At 70.9% G+C, this 23635-nt stretch carries 14 protein-coding genes; 8 read left to right on the top strand and 6 right to left on the bottom strand.

Annotation, left to right across the window (positions count from 1 at the left end; all coding sequences use genetic code 11):
• The first annotated feature begins 27 nt into the window (after positions 1–27).
• Genes LXN57_RS45850 through LXN57_RS45835 form a run of 4 tightly spaced genes read left to right on the top strand, consistent with a single transcriptional unit; the run spans position 28 to position 4308 of the window.
• Positions 28–1047, top strand: coding sequence for a hypothetical protein (locus tag LXN57_RS45850; RefSeq protein ID WP_251804615.1), 1020 nt, complete (start codon positions 28–30; stop codon positions 1045–1047).
• Positions 1044–1910, top strand: a complete 867-nt coding sequence (locus LXN57_RS45845) for a DUF6492 family protein (protein WP_251804614.1) — start codon at positions 1044–1046, stop codon at positions 1908–1910. Before LXN57_RS45850 ends, LXN57_RS45845 begins: the two co-directional genes overlap by 4 nt.
• The gene (locus tag LXN57_RS45840; protein ID WP_251804613.1) at positions 1907–3061 is read left to right on the top strand and encodes a glycosyltransferase; all 1155 of its coding nucleotides are present in this window, start codon (positions 1907–1909) and stop codon (positions 3059–3061) included. Before LXN57_RS45845 ends, LXN57_RS45840 begins: the two co-directional genes overlap by 4 nt.
• Positions 3049–4308 carry a glycosyltransferase family 4 protein gene (locus tag LXN57_RS45835; protein WP_251804612.1) on the top strand — a complete coding sequence of 420 codons (1260 nt, stop codon included), beginning with the start codon at positions 3049–3051 and terminating at the stop codon, positions 4306–4308. The genes LXN57_RS45840 and LXN57_RS45835 overlap by 13 nt, the downstream gene beginning before the upstream one ends.
• 87 nt (positions 4309–4395) lie before the next feature.
• Here the strand turns inward: LXN57_RS45835 and LXN57_RS45830 are convergent, their stop codons facing one another.
• From LXN57_RS45830 to LXN57_RS45805, 6 genes are all read right to left on the bottom strand, one after another.
• On the bottom strand, positions 4396–5832 hold the full coding sequence (locus LXN57_RS45830; protein ID WP_251804611.1) for a lipopolysaccharide biosynthesis protein: 1437 nt from the start codon (positions 5830–5832) through the stop codon (positions 4396–4398).
• Positions 5833–5835: 3 nt separating this feature from the next.
• Positions 5836–9555, bottom strand: coding sequence for a DUF4082 domain-containing protein (locus LXN57_RS45825; protein ID WP_251804610.1), 3720 nt, complete (start codon positions 9553–9555; stop codon positions 5836–5838).
• 122 nt (positions 9556–9677) lie between these two features.
• A complete protein-coding gene (locus LXN57_RS45820; RefSeq protein ID WP_251804609.1) occupies positions 9678–11081 on the bottom strand; it encodes an O-antigen ligase family protein in 1404 nt (467 codons plus the stop codon).
• Positions 11082–11087: 6 nt separating this feature from the next.
• Positions 11088–11909 (bottom strand): hypothetical protein, encoded by an 822-nt coding sequence (locus LXN57_RS45815; protein ID WP_251804608.1) that lies wholly within the window; start codon positions 11907–11909, stop codon positions 11088–11090.
• A gap of 127 nt (positions 11910–12036) precedes the next feature.
• Positions 12037–13362, bottom strand: coding sequence for a hypothetical protein (locus LXN57_RS45810; protein ID WP_251804607.1), 1326 nt, complete (start codon positions 13360–13362; stop codon positions 12037–12039).
• Positions 13359–14255 (bottom strand): glycosyltransferase family 2 protein, encoded by an 897-nt coding sequence (locus LXN57_RS45805; RefSeq protein WP_251804606.1) that lies wholly within the window; start codon positions 14253–14255, stop codon positions 13359–13361. The genes LXN57_RS45810 and LXN57_RS45805 overlap by 4 nt, the downstream gene beginning before the upstream one ends.
• Before the next feature lie 130 nt (positions 14256–14385).
• On the opposite strand from LXN57_RS45805, the gene LXN57_RS45800 reads away from it, so the two are divergent.
• The 4 genes from LXN57_RS45800 to LXN57_RS45785 are packed head-to-tail and all read left to right on the top strand — an operon-like array spanning position 14386 to position 23530.
• A complete protein-coding gene (locus LXN57_RS45800) occupies positions 14386–15204 on the top strand; it encodes a WecB/TagA/CpsF family glycosyltransferase (protein ID WP_507185059.1) in 819 nt (272 codons plus the stop codon).
• Positions 15201–16178 carry a glycosyltransferase family 2 protein gene (locus LXN57_RS45795; protein WP_251804604.1) on the top strand — a complete coding sequence of 326 codons (978 nt, stop codon included), beginning with the start codon at positions 15201–15203 and terminating at the stop codon, positions 16176–16178. Before LXN57_RS45800 ends, LXN57_RS45795 begins: the two co-directional genes overlap by 4 nt.
• Before the next feature lie 11 nt (positions 16179–16189).
• A complete protein-coding gene (locus LXN57_RS45790) occupies positions 16190–19348 on the top strand; it encodes a N,N-dimethylformamidase beta subunit family domain-containing protein (RefSeq protein WP_251804603.1) in 3159 nt (1052 codons plus the stop codon).
• Positions 19349–19357: 9 nt separating this feature from the next.
• On the top strand, positions 19358–23530 hold the full coding sequence (locus tag LXN57_RS45785; protein WP_251804602.1) for a DUF4082 domain-containing protein: 4173 nt from the start codon (positions 19358–19360) through the stop codon (positions 23528–23530).
• Positions 23531–23635: the final 105 nt, after the last annotated feature.

The following is a 23635-nucleotide window of genomic DNA, read 5'->3' as shown; positions in this document are numbered from 1 at the left end:
GCAAGAGCAAGCCCAGGAGGTTCGACCGTGACGCTCCGCGTCCGGGTGGCCCTGCTGGTCGCCCTGCTGGTCGCCGTCGGGCTCGGGGCCGGTGGCTACGTCTGGAACGTCCGGCAGAGTCAGGCCCAGACCCGGGCCGCCGCGCCCGTGGTGGGCCAGGGCGGCGATCTGGCGTCCTTCCGTGGCACACCACATCTGGTGTTCCGCAGCACCGCGCTGGGCAACGAGTACGGCCGGGTCGCGGTGGTGCCGCTCGACGCGCCCGCCGGGCCGCGTGCGTTCACCCCGGCCGCCTGCGAGCGTGTCTACGCCACCGCCGAGGACGCGATCTGCCTGTCGGCCGAGCGGGGCATCGTCACCAGGTACCGGGCGCAGCTGCTCGCCGCCGACTGGTCACCGGTGCGGGATCTGCCGTTGACCGGGTTGCCCAGCCGGGCCCGGCTCTCCCGGGACGGCTCGCTCGCTGCCACCACGACGTTCGTCTTCGGCGACTCCTACGCCGATCCGGGACAGTTCTCCACCCGTACGCTCGTGACCCGCACCGACGGCGAGGTCGTCGGCGACATCGAGAAGTTCGCCCTGACCATCGAGGGCAGGGCAGTCACGGCAGCCGACAAGAACCTGTGGGGTGTCACGTTCGCCGACGACGACCGTTTCTACGCCACCGCGGCCTCGGGCGGGAAGACCTGGCTGGTCGAGGGCAGCCTCAGCCGTCGTACGGTGAAGGCCCTGCGCCGCGACGTGGAGTGCCCGTCGTTGTCGCCCGACCGCACCCGCGTCGCCTTCAAGAAGCGCGGTGATCTGCCGCCCGGCCGCTGGCGCCTGGCCGTCCACGACCTGCGGACCGGGACCGAGACCGTCTCGTCCGAGCAGCGCAGCGTCGACGACCAGGTCGAGTGGCTCGACGATTCCACCCTCATCTACGGACTGCCGCGCACCGACACCAACGGCGCCGCCACCAGCGACGTCTGGCAGGTCCCGGCCGACGGCAGCGGACCCCCGCGGGTTCTCGTGCCCGACGCCTGGTCGCCGGCGGTCGTGCGATGACGAACGGAGAGACCGTGCCGCGACTGGCCATCATCACCCCGAGCTACGCGCCCGACTTCGAGCTCTGCGCCGACCTGCACCGCTCGGTGCTGCGGCACGCGTCCGAGGGCGTTGAGCACCACATCATCGTGCCCCGCCGCGACCTGCCGCTGTTCGGGCGACTGGCCGGGCCAAGGACGGTTCTGCACGACGAGGCGGAGTTCCTGCCGCGCTCGCTCGTCGCCGTGCCGGGTACGAAATATCGGGTGAACCTGCGGCGACCCGCGCTGCCGGTGCGCGGCTGGATCCTTCAGCAGATCATCAAGCTCGCCGCCGCGGCGCGGTCCGAGGCCGACGTGGTCGTGCTCGTGGACTCGGACATCGAGTTCGTGCGTCCCTTCTCGGCCGAGACGTTCCGCCGGGACGGTGTGGTCCGCTTCTACCGTAAGCCCGGCGATATCGACGGCCGCCTGCCGCGCCACGTCCGGTGGCACGAGGTGTCACGCTCGCTGCTGGGACTGCCCGCGTCGCCGCCGCCCTACCACGACTACGTCTCGTCGCTGCTCGCCTGGGATCCGGTCATCGTGCGGCAGTTGCTGGAGCGGATCGGTCCGCGGTGGGCCGACGTGGTGGGGGCGCAGCTGCACTTCTCCGAGTGGACGCTGTACGGCGTCTTCGTCGACCACCTGCTGCCGGAATCCGTCCGGTCGTTCGCGACCGACGACACACGCTGCCACGCCTACTGGGACGAGACACCGCTCGACCAGGCCGGCCTGCGGGCCTTCCTCGGCCGGCTCCGGCCCGAGGACATCGCCGTGATGATCTCCGCCAAGTCCCGCACGCCGGTGGCGTTGCGCCGTGCCCACCTCGCGGCCGTCGCGTGACCAGGCCGCTGATCGTCGTGGGCGCCGGCACCGCCTGGGACGGCGTGCCCGGCACCGACCGGCGCATGGCGACCGAGTTGCTCCGGTACGCGCAGGTGCTCTGGATCGACCCGGAGTTCTCCGTCGTGACCAAGCGGGAACTGCGGCAGGGCGCCGGCCGCCGGTTGCGGCCCACGATGGACGAGCCGGCGCCGGGCCTGCATCGGCTGATGCCGATCGCCCCGCCGCTGCACAGCCGCCCCCGGATCCGGCCGGTGAACCGCATCCTGCTGCGCACCCAGGTCGAATCCGCCTTACGACGGCTCGGCCGGCGACCGTACGCGGTGCTCGACTGCCGCCTGGGCCGGTTGCTCAGCCGCTGGGAGCCGGGCGTGCGCCGCGTTCTCTACGGCACCGACGACTATGTGGGCGGCGCTGAGCTGATGGGTCTCGACGCCGGTCGGGTACGACGCGACGAGCTGATCTGCCTGGCCGACGCCGACCTCGTGCTGGCCGTGTCGCCGCTGCTGGCCGAACGCTGGCGTGGTCTGGGCGCTCGTGACGTCCGGCTGCTGCCGAACGGCGTCTCCGCGCTACCCGTGGTCGAAGCGGGCGACCCCGGACTTCCGCGCCCGGTCGCCGGAGTGGTCGGCCAGCTCTCCGACCGGATCGACATCGGCCTGCTGGAGGCTCTGGCCGACCGGGGCATCTCGCTGCTGCTGGTCGGCCCGCGCGATCCGCGCTGGGAGCCCGGCCGGTTCGAGCTGCTGATCGCCCGGCCGCACGTGCGCTGGACCGACCGGCAGCCGCACGAGTCGCTGCCCGGCTGGTTCGCCCAGATGGATGTCGGAGTCACCCCGTACGTGAAGTCCGATTTCAACCGGGCCTCGTTCCCGTTGAAGACCCTCGAGTATCTGGCCGCAGGACTGCCGGTGGTCACCACCGATCTGCCCGCCACCCGCTGGCTCGACACCGGCCTGGTGACCATCGCCGACGAACCTTCGTCGTTCGCCGACGCGGTCCACCAGGTGGCCGGCCCCCGCCCGGACCTCGTAGCCGCCCGTCGCGCGTTCGCCGCCGGGCACTCCTGGCAGGCCCGCGGCGAAGTGCTCGCGACCGCGCTCGGACTGCTCCCGTCCCGCACCGAGGAGACTCCTTCATGGCAGAGCTGAACATCCTGGTCTACCCGCACGCCATGGAGGTCGGCGGCAGCCAGCTCAACGCGATCGAGCTGGCCGCCGCCGTGCGCGACCGGGGCCACGGCGTCGCCGTCATCGGGGAGGACGGCCCGCTGGTCGACCGCATCCACGCGCTCGGCCTGGAACACCTGTCGCTGCCGTCGAAGCGCCGCCGCCCGTCCCCGTCGGTCGCGAGCCATCTGCGCTCGCTGGTGCGCCGCCGCGGCCTGAACGTCGTGCACGGCTACGAATGGCCCCCGGCTTTGGAGGCGGCAGCCGCGGCGTACGGCACCCCGGGCACCGCCGCCGTCTGCACCGTCATGTCGATGGCCGTGGCGCCGTTCCTGCCCGCCACGATGCCTCTCGTGGTCGGCACCGCCGCACTCCAGAAGCACACCGCGGCCCGGCGGCACGGCCCGGTGCATCTCATCGAGCCGCCCGTCGACGTCCGTGAGAACGCGCCCGACTTCTCCGCCGGTGATTTCCGGGCCCAGTACGGCCTCGACGGCTCCCTGCTGCTCGGTGTGGTCTGCCGCCTGGTGCCGGAACTCAAGCTCGAAGGCTTGCTGACCGCCATCGAGGTCGTGGGGCGGCTCGCCGCGGAGCACCCGCTGCAGCTCGTGGTGGTCGGCGACGGCCCGGCCCGCGACCAGGTGGCCGGTCACGCCCGCAAGGCCAACGCCGAGGCCGGAAGGACTGTGGTCGCGCTCACCGGCCAGCTGATGGATCCCCGTCCGGCGTATGCGGCGGCCGACGTCATGCTCGGCATGGGTGGCTCGGCGCTGCGGGCCCTCGCTTTCGGCAAACCCCTCGTGGTGCAGGGGGAACGCGGCTTCTGGGAGTTGCTCACCAGGGAAAGTTGCCCGCTCTTCCTGGAACAGGGCTGGTACGGGATCGGCGACGGCGCGGGCGGTCCGGAGTTGCTGACCGCGATCCTGCGGCAGCTGTTGGACGATGCGGCGCTACGCGAGCGGCTCGGCCGTTACGGGCGCGAGCTGGCGGTCGAGCGCTTCAGCCTGCACCGCGCCGCCCAGGTGCAGGAGGAGATCTACCGCACGGCCGTGGCCTCGGCCGCCGACGGCGGCCAGACCCGGGCCGGCCTGCGCTCGGCGGCCGGCCTGATCAGCTACAAGATGCGCCGCCGCTACGAGGGCATGCGCGGCACCGCGGCCCGCGACGATTTCAACGCGGCCGTCCTGGCTCAGGCCGCAGCGGATGGCAAGCGCGAAGCCGCCCGCTGAAACTGCCCGCTCCGTGTCCGACGGCGGCCCGCTCGGCGGCGGCCCGGGTCTCCGCGCTCAACCAGGCAGTCACGTCGGCCGCCCGGCTCAGCTCCCGCGAAGGCCGCGAAGCGTGGTCCGCATGCGGTAAACGAGCGCGGCGATCGCCGCCAGGCTCGCTGTTCCGGCCACCGCCAGCGCCAGCAGGTCGGTCGGGATCATCGCGGCGGCGGCCCACGCGACCGCGCCGACCACGGCGGCGGCGGCCACCGGCAGGAGCAACTGCCGCCCGAAGGCGGCCGGGGGCACCGACACCCGGCGTAGTTCGCGCAGATAAAGCGGCAGAACCACGGCGAGCGCGACCGCGAACTGACCGGCCGCCGCGCCGGGAGCGCCCGCGTAGTGGGCGCCGGCCACGACAGCCGGGATCAGAACGACCAGCCAGACGACCTGGACGGTGAAGACGACCCGGGTGTCGGCCAACACGACGAAGTAGTCGTAGACCAGTTCGAACAGGATGCGCAGCATCGCCAGGAGGCCCAGCCACGGCAGGACCGCCGCTGCCGCCTGCCACGCTTCGCCGTAGACGAGATGGATGAGCGGATCGGCGGAGGCGGCCAGCAGCACGCAGACCGGAAGCGTCACCGAGGTGAGCAGGCCCGTCGTCGACAGGAAGGTGCGGCGCATGGCGGGCGGGTCGTGCTGCAAGCGGGCCAGGGCGGCCGGCGCGACGGCGCGGACCGGCTGGGAGAAGACCGAGATCGGCCAGTTGGACAGGTTGCTCGCCAGCACGTAGAGGCCGAGCGGCACCGGGCCGAGGAGCACGCCGACGATCAGCCGGTCGATGTTGCTCACCGCGAACACCACGATGCTCGAACCGGCCAGCGGCAGGCCGAACTTCAGCAGGGCGGCGGCCTTCTGCCGGTCGAAGCCCGGCCGGACGGCACGCGGCTCGAACGCTACGAAAAGCACGGCGCCGGCGATCGAGCCGGTGATGTGGCCGACCGCGAGGCTCATCGCGCCCATGCCGGTCAGCGCGCAGCCGATCGAGGTGAGCGCGCTGGCCCACGTGGTGACCTGGTCGGCGATCATCTTGCGGCCCTGCTTGAACTCGCGCTGCAGCATGGCGACGGGCGTGGCCACCAGGCCGCTGAACACGACGGCCAGGGTGAGCAGCCGCACCACCGGCACCGCCTCGGAGTCGCCCATCGCCGAGGCGAACGCGGGTGCCCCGAGGTAGCAGCCGAGGTAGATCAGGGTACTGGCGCCCAGCGAGAGGGTGGCCACGGTGGGCGCGATCTCGCGCGGGTCGCCGGGCCACCGCACGATGGCCAGACTGACGCCGAGCTCGTTGAAGCTGAGCACCGCGATCAGCGCCACCATCGCGACGGCGTACGTGCCGAACTCCGCCGGACCCAGGATGCGAGCCAGGGCGATGCCGATGGCCAGGGTGCTGAGCCGTCCGACCGCGGTGCTGGCGAAGCTGAAGCCCAGAGCCCGGCCGGCCCGCGAGATCAGGGTCGGATCGTCGACCGAGGAAGACATGGGTCAGGAGCCCTCCGGCTCGAAGAAGACGTCCACCCAGAAGTTGTGGTTGGCCGCGCCGTTCGGGAAGTCCCTCGCGCCGTACCTGTAGACGGCGCCGCCGGCCGGGACGTGAAGGGGCGGCTTGTCGACGCCGGCGTGGTAGAAACCGTTGATGTCTGCCGCGTAGTTGCCCGTCGTGGTGTGGTAGGACGCGACGTAGGTCACGCCGGCCGTCACGTCGATCGGGGTGGGGAACCGGACGGCCTGCCACCCGGTCGAGGTCTCGTCCTGGAAGACCGCCGAGGCCATCTCTTGCCCTGCGGGTGACCACAGCGTGCCCGTGTGGGTGCCGCTGTTGCCCGCGCCCTTGTAGAACCGCAAGCCGGTGATCTTCCCGTCGACGTCGGCGGTGAACCGCGCCCCGACCTCGATCTCGGACGGGTCGGCCCAGGCCGCGTTGGCCGGCGTGGCGCCGGCGGCGAAGATGTTCACCCCGCTGGGTGGGTCGGCCGGACCGGTCGGCGTGGGGGTCGGTGTGGGCGTGGGTGTGGGTGTCGGTGTCGGTGTGGGAGTCGGCTCGGGGCCGTCGCCCGGGCGGAACAGCGGATCCACCCAGTAGTTCGTGTTGTGGTACGAGCTTTCCGGGAACCCTGCGCCGCCGTACCGGAAGACGCCGTTCCCGCCGCCGGGAGCGCTCAGGGTGCCGGTGCTGTTGGTCCAGGCCGAGTCGAAGAAGTTCTCGTCGTACGCGTAGTTGCCGTTGGGGGCGAAGTACGACAGCACGTAGGTCGTTCCCGCGGCCACGTCGACCGGCTCGTCGAAGATGGCGGTCTGCCAGCCCGAGCCGCTGCCGGCCGGGAACGTCACCTGGGCCATCGACGTCCGGTCGGCGTTCCACAGGGTGCCGGTGTGGATGCCGGTGTTGCCCGGCCCCTGATAGAACCGCAGGCCCACGATCTCGCCGGCCACGGCCGGGGCGAAGCGCACGCCGAGTTCGAGCGGGCTGGTGTCGCCGAAGGCCGCCGGGTGGGCGGGCACGGCATCGGTGGCGAACAGCTTGTGCACGGTCGGGTCGAGCTCGGTCCGGAACGACCAGGTCTTCGGCTCCTCGGCCGGGTTGCCACCGGTGTCGGTGGCGGTCACCGAAGCCGTGTAGGCCTGCGCGGCGGCCAACGGTGCGGCCGGGGTGAAGGTGGCCGTCCGGGTCGCGGTGGCGTAGCTGGTTGAGCCGTCCACAGCAGCGCCCTCGGCGTCCTTCAGCGCGAAGGCGATCGACGATGTCGTCACCGCCTTCGAGAACACCGCCTTGAGTGTGGTCGAGACCGGGACCCCGTTGGCGTTGGCCAGCGGCGTGGTGGCGACGACGACGGGCGGGGCGTCGGCGCTGGGCACGAAGCGGACGTCGACGTAGTAGTTGGTGTCGTCCCACGTGCGGTCGGGGAAGACGCTGCCGTGGCCGAAGACGCCGTTCGGCTCGTCCTGTGCCGAGCGCCGTGCGGTCAGCGGGCCGGCGTCGTGGTCGGCGGCGCTGAAGAACCGGGCGTCGGCCGCGTAGTGGCCGTTGGGGGCGTAATAGGAAGCCACATATCTGGTGCCGGCGTAGACGTCGACCGGCTGACTGAAAACGAGGGTCTGCCAGCCGGTGGCGGTCTCCCCGACGAACGTGCCCGACTCGATCTCGGAGCCACCCGCCGTCCACAGCGTGCCGGTGTGCGTGCCCGTGTTGCCGGCGCCCTTGTAGAAACGGATCCCGGTGACGATGCCGTCGACCTTCGGCTCGAAGCGGACGCCCAGTTCGGTGCTGCCGTCGTCGGCGGCGGCAGCGGTGCCGGGCACCCGCGAGCCGAACAGCGTATTCGGCCCGGTCAGGGTGAACTGCCGGATGACAGCGGCGCCGACGTTGACGCTGTCGTCAATCGCGCGCACCTGGACGACCTGAGAGCCGATGCCCTGGGTGAAGAACGAGTAGGACCAGGCCGTCGTGCCGTCGGCCGGATGCCACTTCTGCCCGCCGTCGGTGGACACCTCCACCCCGGCAACCCGTCCGTCCGTGTCGGCGGCGGTGCCCGTCAGCGTGACCGCGGCGCCGTTGGCGGCCGTCGTGATCTGCGCGGACGGTGATGTGACCGTGACGACCGGGGCGGTGGTGTCGGTCGAGGCCGACGCCGGATCGAGCTCGGTCATCAGCGTGCCCGGCTGCACGCCCATGTCGGCCAGCAGGTTGACGGTGGCCTGCTGCATGCGCTCGTCGACCGGCTCGACCTCGCCGTCGTGGTAGGTGTCAAGGGCCCACGACCACTGGACCGAGCCCGCCGAGAACACGAGCGCACCGCTGGCTGCCCGGTACATCGTCGTGTGGTGCGTGGTGGTGCCGGCCGCGACGTTCCTGCCGAAGTCCTGCAGATACTCGGCGGTGGGGCCGGTCGTCGTGGACAACCGGATCAGCCCGGCCGGCCGGAAGCCGTTGTCGAGATCCTCGTTCGACTCGTAGCCGACGGTGTGCGGGGCCAGTGTCGTCGTCTGTGTGGTGGAAAGTCCGGCGTTGCGCCACAACCTGTAGCGACCCTGTTCGGCCGGCACCCGCAGGGGCATGTCGACCGAGTTGGCCATGTAGGCCGTGCCGGTCAACGCGTTCTCCGGCCGGCCGCCGCCGTTGGTGGGTGTCATGTGACGCGGGTCGCGCCACGTGCCGGTCCACTCGGCCGGCACCTCCTCGATGCGGTCGTCGGCCCACGTCTCCTTGTAGCAGACCAGCGTTCGATAGGCCGTGTTGCTGCCGTCCTTGGCGGCCTCCATGCGTGTACGCCAGTAGACCTCGTTACCGCTGAAGAACGCGAGATTGACGCCCGCGTCGCGGGCCGCCTCGACGTTGGCCCGCGCGTTGCCCGACCAGTACTCGTCGTGGCCGACCGACAGGAAGACCTGATGGTTCTTGATGAGAGTGCCGCGCCGGTCGGAGTCGACATTGGTGGTGTAGCTGACGTCGTAGCCGTTGCGCTCGAGGAACCGCAGCATCGGGTATTCGTTGCTGAACAGGAAGTCACGCCCGGACATCAACCCGCGGGTGGCAAACGGACGGTTGTAACTCACCTTGTAGGCCCGCCCGTTGTCACCGCCCTCGTAGAAGTTCGAGCCGCCGTACGTGTTGTAGGCGTGCCACGTCGCGTCGGAGGTCTGGAGGAACAGGTCGGACGTGCCGGCGTCGTTGCGCACCACGAACGGGACGTGGCTGCTGCCGCCGCCGGTGCGGTTGAGCTTGGCGATGTAGACGCCTGAGACAGCCGTCGCCGGGACGTTCCAGAAGGCGGAGACGGCCCAGTTGCCGCAGTCGTAGAGCTCGACGTCCGTCTGCCGCACGCAGGAATCCGGCTGTGTCTGGGGGAGCGGCGCCGAGGGGATGACGTCGGTGATGAAGCGCGCGCCGTCACCGCCGTAGTAGCCGAGACGGTAGACCTTGATGCCGTACGTGGAACCGGGCGCCTTGATCTTGAAGTTGATCCGCTGGCCGGCGTTCACGCTGATGTCGGTGCCGAAGCCCTGGATCTCTTCGTCGCCGGCTCCCGAGATGTCCCACTCCTCGTTCGACGTGCCGTCCTTGCTGTTCTCGCAGATGATCGGGTTGACCACCGGGTTGCACGGGTCGGCGGCGGCCGACGTGCCCGGCGTGGCGACCAGACCCAGACCGGTTGCCAGCAACATGGCGGTCGCGGCCCGCAGGAGCCGCCTGACCCGAACGTTCATCTCCGTCGCCTTTCCGCAGTTCAGCCACTGTGGACGCTATTGACGCGGGGCGGCGCCGACGCTCGGCTTCTCGGCCGGTTGTTTCGCCGAATGTGGCTCACGTCCGACGAAGGTCTGGATGCCTAAGACCGGACGGTGGATCGTGCTCCGGTCTCCTGCCCGAAGCGCCGCGGCGCGGACGTCCGCACCGTGCGCTGAGGGTGCGTGAAACGCCATACCGCGGCGCATCCGCCGACCATGAGCCACAGGATGGTGGCGTAGGTCGTGAAGCTGAACGAGTCGAAGGTGAAGGCCACCGCGATGCCGATCAGCTGGGTGGAGGCCAGCGCCGCGCACAGATGCTTGTCGACCTCACGCGAGGCCCGGCGGACCGCCAGCACGGCCAGCGCGGTGGCTGTGATGTGCACCAGCGCCAGCACCGCCACGCCGACGATTCCGGTGGTCAGCGCCTGGGCGAACCACTGGTTGTCGAGATATTGATACTGCGGTGAGACCCACGTGCCGGTGCCCCGGCCGAACCACGGCCGCTGCACGAAGTAGCTGTAGATCATGTCGTAGCGATCGGTCCGCGAGGTCACGCTCGGGTCTTCGCTCGCACCGGTGAACAGTCCCCACACCGTCTCGATGAGCCCGGGCTTGACCAGTGTCACGCCGGCCAGCAGCAGGGTGGCCAGGACGAGCATGTTGTAGCGCATGCGCCAGGTCCACACCGGAACCATGACCAGCAGGGCCAGCGCCGCCGCGAGAAACCCGGTGCGTGAGACCGTCGCCGGGATGCCCGCCGCGACCAGCAGGGCCAGGACGAAGAAGATCTGCCGGGCCTGGCGGGTGGCGGCGAACCGGGCGAAGTGGATGGCGAAGGGCAGTGCGGTCGCCATCACCGCGCTGAACTCGATGTAGTGCATGGTCGTGCTGGCCACCCGGATGCCCGAGCCGCGCACCTCGAAGCCCGGCACGAACCCCTTGGGCTCGAGTCCGGGCACCATCAGATAGACGGTGACGTCGGTCCAGAGCACGAACTGCAGCAGGCCGACGACCGCCATGAACGCCGCGCAGCCGACGAATACCTTGAGGACCAGCTCGAGGCGTGACCAGTTCGGCATGCCGTCGGCCACGACCAGCGCGACGCCGATGAACGCCAGGGTGAACAGCACGGCACGGTCAGCGCTGTTGGCCTCCATGGTCGTGAGGCCGCGCAGGAACCCCACCGCGTACGAAGCCAGGATGGACAGCAGGTAGAGCAGGACCACCCAGCGCAGCGGTTGCGGGCCCACCATGGTCAGCCGTGGGCTGAACCGGGCCAGCACCCACCACGCGAAGAGCAGGACCGCGATGATGAGTCCGGGCCGGCCGAGGTCGGTCATGTTGGGCACGATGAGCTTGGCCGGGATGAGCATCAGCAGGCACAGCATCAGGCCCAGCAGGACCGCCGCGTCGATGTAGGTGAACCGGCGCCGCGAGGCGTAGGTGCCCCGGGCGAGCAGGGACGGCTCGAGGTCGTCCGGGTGCAGTAGCGACACCGTCACGAGGGGCTACCCCTTGTCGTCCGGGGTCCGTTGGGTCGGCCGCAGCCGCGCCGTACGGTCCTCGCCGATCACGATGGCCTGGGTCTCGTCGCCCGGGTTGCTCCGCGGCCCGGGCGCATCGATCTGCCGATTGACCACCGCATGACCGTTGAGAGGGACTGCCGGGGTGGGCGCGGGGGGTGCGGCAGCGGCCTCGGGAACGGCGGCGGGTCTGCTCGAATTCCGCCGGCGCAGGAGCGCGTCGACCGCAATGGTGAGGGCCACGGTGAGCAGTAGGCCGATGCCGCCGATGGCGACCAGGGCGCGCTTGACCTTCGACGTCGACTCGGTCACGTTGTCGCCGAGGTCGAGCTGGCGGATGGTGATCCGCTGGTCCTTGGGGGCGCCGTACTCGTTCTGGAGCGCGGAGACGCTCGCTTCGAACCGCTTGATCAGCTCTTCGGTGGTGGCGGAGGCCTGCTGGTCGGTGTGGCCGATCACCTCGAAGGTGACGATGGGCAGCGACTGGTCGAGCTCGAGTGTGAAGTCGTCCGAGAAGCCGGCCTTGTCGAGCACCTCGACGACCCTTTGATCCTGCACGGTCAGTATTCCGGCCTTGCCGAGCGAGCTGACCCCCAGGTCGAGCCACGGATTCTTGGGCTGTGGCGCCTTGCTCTCGGTCAGCCGGGGCGTCACCGAGGGCGGCACGAGCTGCACATAGCTGGTGGCGACGTAGTCAGGCTCGATGCGCTGCGCGGCGAGCAGGGTGCCCGCGACGGTGAGCAGCAGAAGGGGCCCGGAGATGTACCAACGCCGGAACAACAGCTTGGTGAGGTCCCAGAAGTCCACTACCGTCCTCTCGCCACGGCCACGCGAGGAGGGCGGTCTGCCCACTGTGTGCCCCCGTGACCCGTTCAGTGTGTTCGCCGGGCTACGGACCCCGCAAGGCTGCGAACGGTTGCCCGGCCATCGGCCGTCAGGATCGAATTCGATAGATGTGATACGAGAACTCCTTCGCGAAGGTGTCCGTTATGGACCCGTCGTGAATGGGCACCGAACGGTTCTCGAACAGCACCTCGGCCGAGGCGGCGGCCAGCTCGGTCGGGAGCTCCAGCTTCTGTTCGCCGGTGCCTCCGGAGCGCCCGGGCATCGCGAAGAGGTAGAACGACCCGTCGTGCGCCTTGAGCATCGTGTCGAGGTCAGGGTTGAACGCCCACCGGTACGACTGGGTGTTGAGCACCTCGGCCAGGCTGGTTATCCGGCGGTTGAGCTCGGTCACCGCGGGCCGCACGGCCTTTCCGCAGGCGTCGCGCAGCACGTGCTGCGAGATGCAGGGCCCGCCGAAGTTGTGGTTGAAGTAGAGAATCCCGCGGGCTTCGTGGATCAGCGAGTTGACCACGGCGCCGGCGATCTGGCCGGCGTTGATGGTGGGCGCGTCGTCCTCGGTGAACGGATGCCCGACCTCGATGAAGGCGTACACCGGCTGGCGCTTGCCGTCAGCGGCGTCGAGCTCGCGCATCCTGTCCATGGTGAGCCCGTAGTTGGCCGCCCGGCGGCAGCTGTCTTCCTCGACGCCGAGGCTGGGCCCTTCGGAGCCGGACGAGCAGACGTTGGGGTCCGTGTACCAGTAGATGTCGTTCGAGACCGCGGACGTGTACTCGTTGACGAACTTCGCGGCCTCGTCGTCGGTCTGCCAGAACATGACGCCCTTGCCGAAGTTGGCGTAGCGCATCCGGCCGTCGTCAGCGGGTAGTTCGCCGGACAGCTTCCGCATGATGTCGTAGCCGCACGACTTGCTCCTGGTGCAGATTTCGCCCTCACCGGGATATTTGCCACTCCAGGCGCCGTCGCCCGCTCCGCCCCACATGTCGACCTCGTCGTTGAGGATCCAGGCGGTCGTCTCAGCGCCGCTGTCCGGACGGCTCTCGCTGGTCATGGCGTGCATGCCGGCGCGCTCGATCAGATTCACCTTCGAATCGGCGGTCACCATGACGTAGGTGTTGAGCCCGGCCCCTTTGTCCTTGGCGACGTCCTCGGCCGAGTGCACGCCCTCGTACCAGACGCCGATGGGGAAGAACCCCGGGTCGTCCCAGCCGGCCGCCTTGACCTTGGCGAACTGTGCGTAGTACGAGGGGCCGCCCTCCCAGGGCACCCTGGTCATGGCCGGCGCGCCGGACTCGGCGGCCGCGGCGCTGGACTGCTGGGCGACCGCCTTCGGTGTCGCCTCCGGCTCGTTCTCCGTCGTGCAGGCGGCCGTCAGCGCGGCGGCCGCCAACAGGGCCAGAGCAGGCCGGATGTTCATGGGGTCACCTTTTCGATGTCGTCGGCGGGGGAGCGGGGGGCGGGCACCCGGACGGGCTCAGCCGTGCGGCCCCAGCCGGAGCGCACGTCCCACGACGCCGAGCGGCGCTTGCGCTCGGCGAGGAGGACGACAGCGACGTAGACGACGGCGGCGGGCACCAGCCAGGGCCTGCGCAGCACTACGTCGCGCAGCCAGGATGTCTGGTTCGCCTCGGCCGGCGTGGCCACGACCTCAGGATTCGCCCGGAGGTAACGGTTGAATTCGGCGTTGCCGTCGCGGGCGCGGGCCACCCGGCGGATCAGGTCGCCGGTGGTACGCGGGGCGATCACGCGCACCGGCACGTCGAGCTCGGCCTTCTCGTCCGGCGCCACTACCGCGTCGAGGAACATGTCGTCGGCGGTGATGGCCGGGAAACGGTCGAAGCGGGCCCGCGCCGCCGACGAGACCGCGATGACGCCCCGACCGAACAGCCGCCCGCGGAACACCGGAAGCCGCGAGTTGATCGCGTAGAAGGCACGCACCGGCCAGGTGCTCTCCGACGCGTCCACGGCGGGCCGGGGCACGGCCGCCTCGACGCCGGGCCGGGCCACCGCTTCGGCCAGCCGGCGCACGACCGCCGCGCCGGCCGGGACGTCCGCGTCGAGATAGACCCGCACGTCGCCGGTGACAAGCTGGTCGGCCGCGTTGAGGGCAGCCGTCTTGGACGCCGTGGCGATCTCGACGACCTGGACGCCGAACGATCGGGCCACCTCGGCCGTGCGGTCGGTGCAGCCGTTGGCGGCGACCACGATCTGCAGGTCGGGGCCGTGGTCCGGGCTGCCGGTCAACGCGCGCAACCCTGTGCTGATGCCGATCTCTTCGTTGAAGGCGGGCATGACGACGCTTATCTGCACACTGTGGATGCTTCCGGCCCGGCCGATGCGCAACAACCGGTCGAATGGACGAGGGCCTATCCCATAGTCGACAGTGGTGACGGCCGTTCGAGGGCTTGTCCACTTCGGAAGCATCGATAGGTTCCAACGTGTGAAGGACTCTCAGGCGGGCCCCAAAGTCGTTGCAGCGTCAGCAAATCGGGTCACTCTGGCCGGTGTCCAGTTCGACCGGTTGACCGAGGATGAGGTGGTTCAGCGCGTTCTAGCGGCATTGGCGGACGGCAATGGCGGGCAGATCATCACTCCGAACGTGGACATTCTGCATCGAGTCATGCGGGATGCTGATTCACGCCGCCATGTGCACGCATCGTCCATCGTCGTGGCCGACGGGAAGCCGCTCGTCTGGGCCAGCCGTTTGGCCGGGGATCCGCTGCCCGCCCGGGTGGCCGGGGCCGACCTGATCTGGAGCCTGTCGGCTGCGATGGCCGGCGCCGGGCGGTCCGTCCACCTGCTCGGCGGCGAGCCGGGCACCGCCGTCCGGGCCACGGATGTGCTACGCGACCGTTTTCCGGCCCTCAAGATCGCCGGATGTCTGAGCCCGTCGTTCGGCTTCGACACCCGGGAGGACGAGTACGCCGCGGTTTGCGACGAAGTGGTCGGGGCCGGCCCAGATCTGGTCTTTGTCGGATTCGGCTTCCCCAAGCAGGAACGGGTCATCGCGCGGCTGCGCTCGCGGCTGCCGCAGACCTGGTTCCTCGGCTGCGGTGCGGCGATCGGCTTTGTGGCGGGGGTGCATTCGCGTGCGCCCGAGTGGATGCGGAGCAGCGGTCTGGAGTGGGTGCATCGGCTGGTCCTGGAGCCGCGGCGGCTGATGCGCCGCTATCTCGTCGACGACGCGCCATTCGCGGCCCGGCTGCTCGCCGCCAGCGCCCGCGAGGGCCGTCGCCGCCGATCGGAGGGATCCCGGTGAGCCGCCCCGACGTCTCGATCGTCATCGTCTCGTACAACACCCGCGAGCTCACCCTGGACGGGCTGAAGCGATTGCTCGCCAGCCGCACCGAGGACGTCAGCTTCGATGTCACGGTCGTCGACAACGCCTCCTCCGACGGCTCGGCCGACGCCGTCGCCGCCGAGTTCCCGGAGGTGCGGCTCGTACGGGTGCCGGTCAACGTAGGGTGGGGCCGCGGCGTCAACCGGGGCGTGGTGGCCGGCGACGGCCGCTACGTCTTGCTGCTCAACCCGGACGCGGCACCGGTCGGTCACCCGGTGGCCGAACTGTTCCGCTTCGCGCAGGCGAATCCTCGGCACGGCATCTACACCGGCCGCACACTGCACGCCGACGGCACCGACGACATGTACAGCTGCTGGGGCCTGCCCAGCCTCCGCAGCTACGTCGGCTTCGCCACGGGCCTGGGTTCGGTGATCGGCTGGTTCGCCCCCGAAAGCCTCCCCGGCTACGACCGCAGGACCGTGCGTGAGGTGCCGGCCGTCTCCGGCTGCTGCATGCTCGTCGAGCGCGACCTGTTCGACCGGCTCGGTGGGTTCGACCCGGTCTACTTCCTGTACAGCGACGACATCGACCTCTGCACCCGGGCCGGGGCGCTGGGCGCTCGGCCGGTCGTGGTGCCGAGCGCCTCCGTGATCCATGTCGGCGGCGCGTCGTCCAGCTCCGAGGGTCAGCGCATCAAGATTCTGCGGGGCAAGGCGACGTACGTACGCCGGCACTGGTCGCCCGCCAGGGCGCATTTGGGCCTCGGCCTGCTGACAGCCGGCGTCGGCCTGCGCGCGATCGGCAAGACCGTGCTCGGCCGTGACCGTTCCCGCGGAGTCGACTGGACGGCCGTGTGGCGGGAGCGGCGCACCTGGCGGGCCGGTTGGCCCGAGGTCGACGAGCCCCGCCCGCCGCACAGCGTCCTGCTCGAGGAAACCCCGACTGCCAGGTGAGGCGGTACACCATGCCCAAGTCGTTGCGCCCGCTGCTCGCCCTCGTCCTGGTCGCGGCCGGCCTGCTGGTGCCGTCCGCGGCCGCGGCGGCCGATCCCTGCGCCCCGCTCGTCAATCCGGTCGCGTGCGAGAACAGCAAGCCCGGCACCCCGTCCTCGACCTGGGACGTGTCCGGCTCGGGCAGCGCGGCGATCCAGGGCTTCGCCACCGAGATGAGCGTGAACGCCGGCGGGACGCAGCGCTTCAAGGTGAAGACGACGGCGGCCTCGTACCGGCTCGACATCTACCGGATGGGCTACTACGGCGGCGCCGGGGCGCGCCTGATCACGACCGTGAGCCCGGTCGGCCGGCAGACCCAGCCCGAGTGCCTCACCGCCCCCACGACCGGGCTGGTCGACTGCGGCAACTGGGCCGTCTCGGCGTCGTGGACCGTGCCCGCCACGGCCGTCTCCGGGATCTATTTCGCCCGGCTGGTCCGCACCGACGGCACCTCCGGGGCAAGCCACGTGGTCTTCGTCGTCCGTGACGACGCCGGCCGGTCCGACCTGGTCTTCCAGACCTCGGACACGACCTGGCAGGCCTACAACCAGTACGGCGGCAACAGCCTCTACGCCGGGTCGCCGGCCGGGCGGGCCTACAAGGTGAGCTACAACCGGCCGGTCACCACCCGCGGCACCGGCTCGGAGGACTCGGTCTTCAATGCCGAGTACCCGATGGTCCGGTGGCTGGAGGCCAATGGCTACGACGTGAGCTACCTCTCCGGCGTCGACACCGACGCCCGTGGCTCGCTGCTGACCAACCACCGGGCGTTCCTCTCGGTCGGCCACGACGAGTACTGGTCGGGGCGGCAGCGAGCCAACGTGGAGGCGGCCCGGGACGCGGGTGTGCACCTCGCGTTCTTCAGCGGCAACGAGGTGTTCTGGAAGACCCGCTGGGAGTCCTCGATCGACGGCTCCGGCACGCCGTACCGCACCCTGGTCGCGTACAAGGAGACCCACGCCAACGCCAAGATCGACCCCAGCGCGGAGTGGACCGGCACCTGGCGTGATCCGCGGTTCAGCCCGCCGGCCGACGGTAACCGCCCCGAGAACGGGCTGACCGGCACGGCCTTCAAGGTCAACGCCGGCACGGTGAACCTGCGGGTGCCGGCCGCGGACGGCAGGATGCGGCTCTGGCGTGGCACCACCGTGGCGACTCAGGCGGCCGGCGCCACGGCCACGCTGGGCACCGGCACGGTCGGCTACGAGTGGGACGTCGACGCGGACAACGGCGCCCGGCCCCGCGGGCTGATCCGGCTCTCCACGACCACGGCCAGTGGGCTCGACGTGCTGCAGGACTACGGTTCGACGTACGCCACCGGCAGCGCCACCCACAACCTGACGCTCTACCGCGCGCCCAGCGGGGCGCTGGTCTTCGGCGCCGGCACGGTCCAGTGGTCGTGGGGCCTCGACAGCACCCACGACCGTGGCTCCGGAGCGGCCAGCACCCCGATGCGTCAGGCCACGGTCAACCTGTTCGCCGACATGGGCGCCCAACCGGCCACCCCGCAGGCCGGCCTGACCGCCGCCACGGCGTCCACCGACACCACCGGGCCGAGCGCCGTCATCACCACGCCCGCTGCCGGGGCGAGCGTGCAGGCCGGTTCGCCCGTGGCCATCTCGGGCACGGCCGCCGACACCGGTGGCGGGGTGGTCGGCGGTGTCGAGGTCTCCACGGACAACGGCGCCACCTGGCACCCCGCCACCGGCCGCGCCAGTTGGACGTACACCTGGAATCCGAACGTCAGCGGTCCGGCCACCATCCGCGTGCGGGCGACCGACGACAGCGCCAACGTGGGCGCGGACGCGACCGCGGGCGTCACCGTGGGGGCGCGATCCTGCCCGTGCAGCATCTGGGGCTCGGGCCTCACTCCGGCGGTCGCCGCCGACCCGGACACCACCGGTACCGAGGTCGGCACGAAGTTCCGGGCCGACGTGGCCGGGCGGGTCACCGCGATCCGGTTCTACAAGAGCTCAGCCAACACCGGCACCCACGTCGGCCGCCTGTGGACAGCCTCGGGCACGCAGCTGGCCTCGGTCACCTTCACCGGCGAGACGGCCTCGGGGTGGCAGCAGGCCAACCTCTCGACGCCGGTGTCGCTCACGGCCGGGACGACGTACGTCGTGTCGTACTTCGCGCCGAACGGGCGCTATGCCGCCGATACGAACTACTTCCTGACGCAGGGCTACGACAACGAGCCGCTCCACGCCCTCCGCGACGGGGCCGACGGCGTGAACGGCGTCTACCGGTTCGGCACCGGCTTCCCCACCCTGGCCTGGGAATCGGCCAACTACTGGGTAGACGTGGTGTTCAGCCCCGGCGGCGGCGCTCCCGACACCACCGCTCCCACGGTGGTCACCCGTACGCCCGCCGCAGGCGCCACGGGTGTGGCCCGCACCGCTGTGGTGGCCGTGACCTTCAGCGAGCCGATCAGCGGCGCCGTCGTGGCGGTCAACGGCGTAGCCGGCTCCACTGCGTACGACAGCGGCAGCTCGACCGCGACCTTCACGCCTTCGGCTCCCCTGGCCGCCTCGGCTCAGCACACGGTGACGGTCAGCGGCGCCCGGGACGCGGCCGGCAACGCCATGGCCACCACCTCCTGGTCGTTCACCACGGCCGCGAGCACCCCCAGCGGCTGCCCGTGCTCGATCTGGGCCGCCACGGCGACGCCCGGCACGCCCGCCGACACGGATACCGCCGCGGTCGAGGTGGGCACGAAATTCCGCTCCGACGTGGGCGGTCAGGTGACCGGGGTGCGGTTCTACAAGGGCAGCGGCAACACCGGCACGCACGTGGGCCGCCTGTGGAGCGCGACCGGAACCAACCTGGGCACGGTGACCTTCACCGGGGAGACCGCGACCGGCTGGCAGACGGCGACGTTTGCCACGCCGGTGACGATCACCGCCGGCACGACGTACGTCGTCTCCTACTACGCGCCGGCCGGCCGGTATGCCGCCGATACCGGCTACTTCGCCACCTCCGGCGTGGACAACGGGACGCTGCACGTCCTGCGGGACGGGGTCGACGGAGTCAACGGCGTCTACCGCTACGGAACCGGCGGCGGCTTTCCCTCCGCCGGGTGGCAAGCAAGCAACTACTGGGTCGACGTCCTGTTCACTCCGGCTTCCTGAGAGGCTCATATGCGCCGACGCCCGTTGTTGCTCGCGCTCTGCCTGGTCCTGGTGGCCACGTTCCTGACCGCTCCGCAGGCCGCGGCGGCCGCCGTATGCCCGTGCTCGATCTGGCCCTCGACGGCCGTGCCGGCCAACCCGGCCGAGCCCGACACCGCGGCCGTCGAGGTGGGCGTGAAATTCCGCTCGGACAACAACGGCTTCGTCACCGCCGTGCGGTTCTACAAGGGCAGCGGCAACACCGGCACCCACGTCGGGCACCTGTGGAGCGCGGCCGGGGTCAACCTGGGCGCCGCCACGTTCACCAACGAGACGGCGACCGGCTGGCAGACTGCCACCTTCGCGGCGCCGGTGGCCATTGCCGCCGGTACCACCTACGTCGCCTCGTACTACGCGCCCAACGGCCGGTACGCGGCCGACGACAACACTTTCGCGACGGCCGGGGTCGACAACGAGCCGCTGCACGCGCTGCGGAACGGCGTCGACGGTGGCAACGGCGTCTACCGGTACGGCGCCGGCGGCGGTTTCCCGGCCAACACCTGGATGTCGGCCAACTACTGGGTCGACGTCGTGTTCACCGACAACGGCGTGGACACCACCGCGCCGTCGGTCTCCGGGTCGAATCCCCCTTCCGGCGCCACCGGCGTGCCCACGACGACCACGGTCAGCGCCACGTTCAGCGAGGCGCTCCAAGCGGGCTCGGCAGCCCTCGCTGTCGGCGGTGTGGCCGGGGCGTCCTCGTACGATGCGCCGTCTCGGACCATCACCTTCACGCCGTCCTCGCCGCTCGCCGCCTCGACGTCCTACACGGCCACGGTCACCGGCGCCCGGGACGCGGCGGGCAACACGATGGTTCCGTACACCTGGAACTTCACCACCGCTGCGCCCGGCGGGGCCTGCCCCTGCACAATCTGGCCACCGACCGCGACACCGGCCACAGCTGCCGTGGCGGACAACTCGGCGGTGGAGCTCGGCGTACGGTTCCGCACCAGCACGGCCGGATTCATCACCGGCCTCAGGTTCTACAAGGGCAGCGGCAACACCGGCACGCACACCGGCGGCCTGTGGACGAACACCGGCGCCCGGCTCAGCACGGTGACGTTCACCGGTGAGTCGGCGACCGGCTGGCAGACCGCCACCCTGCCCAGTCCGGTCGCGGTCACCGCCAACACCACCTACGTCGCTTCGTACCACACCGACACCGGTTTCTATTCGGCGACGGCCAACGGCCTGGCCGCTGCGGTCTCCCGTGGCCCGCTGACCGCGCCGGCGAACGCGGCCAACAGCGGCAACGGCCTCTACCGGTACGGGGCCAGCGCCTTCCCCACCGGCGCCTACCAGGCCACGAACTACTGGGTCGACGTCGTCTTCAACACCGTGGCCACCGACACCACGCCGCCGGTGCTGTCCGCCCGCTCCCCGGGCGCCGGCGCCACCGGCGTCGCGACCACGGCCCGGGTCACCGCCACGTTCAGCGAACCGGTGACCGGTGCGGCCGTCGCGCTCACCGGCGTCGCCGGCGCCACAACCTACGATGCGGGCACCAGCACCCTGACCTTCACGCCGTCGGCCGCGCTGGCCCACTCCAGCGAATACACGGCCACCGTCAGCGGCGCCCGGGACGCCGCGGGCAACCTCATGGCCCCGGCTACCTGGTCGTTCTCGACCGCCGCGCCGCCCCCGCCGCCACCGGACCAGGGCCCCGGCGGCCCGATCCTCGTCGTCAAGCCCAGCGGGGCCGGCTTCACCCCGTTCCTGGCCGAGGTGTTGCGCACCGAGGGCCTCAACGAGTTCACCACGGCCGAGCTTCCTGCCGTCACCGCCGCGACACTGAGCCAGTACGACGTCGTGCTGCTCGGCTCGACGGCGCTGACCGCGGCACAGGTCGCCATGTTCACCACCTGGGTGTCCGGCGGCGGCAACCTCGTCGCCTTCCGGCCCGACAAACAGCTGGCGGGCCTGCTCGGTCTGACCAGCACGACGGGCACGCTGGCCGAGGGTTACCTCAAGGTCGACACGACGGCCGCGCCCGGCGCCGGGATCACCGACCAGACGATCCAGTTCCACGGCGTCGCCGACCGCTGGACGCCGGCCGGAGCGCGGCTGGTGGCCACGCTCTACTCGAACGCGACCACGGCCACCACCAACCCGGCGGTCACCCTGGCCGACGTGGGCACCGCGGGCGGACAGGCCGCGGCGTTCACGTTCGACCTGTCCCAGTCGCTGGTCCAAACCCGGCAGGGCAACCCGGCCTGGGACGGGCAGGACAGGGACGGCTCCGGGCCGATCCGCTCCGACGACCTCTACTTCGGCGGCTCCTCGGCCGACTGGGTCAACCTGGCCAAGGTGGCCGTGCCCCAGGCCGACGAGCAGCAACGCCTGCTGGCCAACCTGATCGGCGTGATGAACCTGGATCGCAAGCCCCTGCCGAAGTTCTGGTACTTCCCGCGCAGCCTCAAGGCGGTGGTGGTGGGCACCGGCGACGACCACGCCACCGGGGGAACGGCGGGCCGGTTCAACCAGTACGCCGCGAACAGCGTGGCCGGCTGTGATGTCGCGACCTGGCAGTGCAACCGTTTCACCTCCTACGTCTTCCCGGACACACCGCTGAGCAACAGCCAGGCGGCGGCATACCAGGCTCAGGGTTTCGAGGTCGGGCTGCACGTCAGCACGGGCTGCTCCAACTACACGGCCACCTCGATCGCGAGCACGCTCACGAGTCAGCTGACGACCTGGCGTACGAAGTACAGCTCCCTCGCGGCGCCCGCCACCAACCGCACCCACTGCATCGTGTGGTCCGACTGGTCCTCGCAGGCATCGGCCGAGGCGGCCACCGGGATCCGGCTCGACACGAACTACTACTACTGGCCGGGCAGCTGGGTCGCCGACCGGCCGGGCTTCATGACCGGCTCCGGCATGCCGATGCGATTCTCGGCCAAGACGGGCGGGCTGCTGGACATCTACCAGGCGGCCACGCAGATGACTGACGAGTCGGGGCAGAGCTACCCGTTTACCGTCGACACGCTGCTCGACCGCGCGCTGGGGGCGGAGGGCTACTACGGGGCCTTCACGGCCAACATGCACACCGACCTGACCACCACGTACGACAGCGACCAGGTGCTCGAGTCGGCCCGGAGCCGGGGCGTGCCGGTGGTCAGCGCGGCCCAGCTGCTCACCTGGCTCGACGGGCGCAACGCCTCGTCGTACTCCGGGATCTCGTGGTCCGGCACGACCCTGTCGTTCACCGTGAACGTGGGCGCGGGTGCGACCGGCCTGACCGGGATGGTGCCGACCGTGGGCACGGGCGGCCGGGCGCTGACCACGCTGACCCGCGCGGGCACGGCGGTCCCGTTCACCCGCACAACGATCAAGGGCGTCGAGTACGCGATGTTCACCGCCGCCCCGGGCGCCTACGCGGCCGAATACGGTGCTGTCGCCGCCGCCCGCAAGGCTCCCGTCGCACCTGCCAGGTCCGCGCCGGACAGCCAGGCGCCGTCAGCGTCCGCGCTGTCGATCCTGCCCTGGGCGGACGGCACTGCGCGGATCAGTTGGAGCACTGGTGAATCGGCCGCCGCCACCGTGCTCGTCGGCGCGAACCCGGCGGAACTGGACGCGTGGCCGGCTGACCTGACCGGCCGTCAGCACCGGGCCGTGGTGACCGGTCTCCAGCCGGGAACCACCTACCACTACCGCGTGCGCAGCACCGATCCCGCCGGCAACGTGACGGTGTGGCCCGCGCCGGGCCGGCCGCCGGCGACCTTCGTGTCCTCGGCGGCGGGCGTCGCCGATCACACGGCCGCCCAGTGGCGGACCGGTGCGGAGAACCAGGTCGTGGTCACGAGCGAGGGGGTCCGGCCGAGCGGGCGCAGCGGAACTCTGGTGTCGCGGGTGCTCGACGCCGGGCAGATGGTGACGTGGGACCGGCTGAAGTATGAGGCCAGTGCGCCGGCTGGCGCCTCCGTAGTCGTCCAGGTCCGCACGGGCAGCACGTCGGCGCCCGGCGCATCCTGGAGCGGTTGGCGCGCGGTGCGCCCGGACGACCGGGTGACGGGCAGCTCGCGGTACGCGCAGTACCGGGTGGAGCTCAGAGCCGGCCGTGACGGCGCGGGACCGGTCTTCCGAGGGCTGAGCATCACCTCGGACGCCAAGCCCCTGCGGACGCCCACCGAAACCGGACGATAAGCCCCACCGAGGACGCTCGACGACGGCGAACCGACTGGCACCCGAAGGGCATCGGCGTGGCTACCAACTCTTCGGCGCCGGCGCCGAACAGAAACGGTGAGAGCC

Source organism: Paractinoplanes hotanensis (assembly GCF_023717965.1).
GTDB classification, from domain to species: Bacteria; Actinomycetota; Actinomycetes; order Mycobacteriales; family Micromonosporaceae; genus Actinoplanes; species Actinoplanes polyasparticus.
This window is presented reverse-complemented; position numbering and strand designations above follow the sequence as displayed.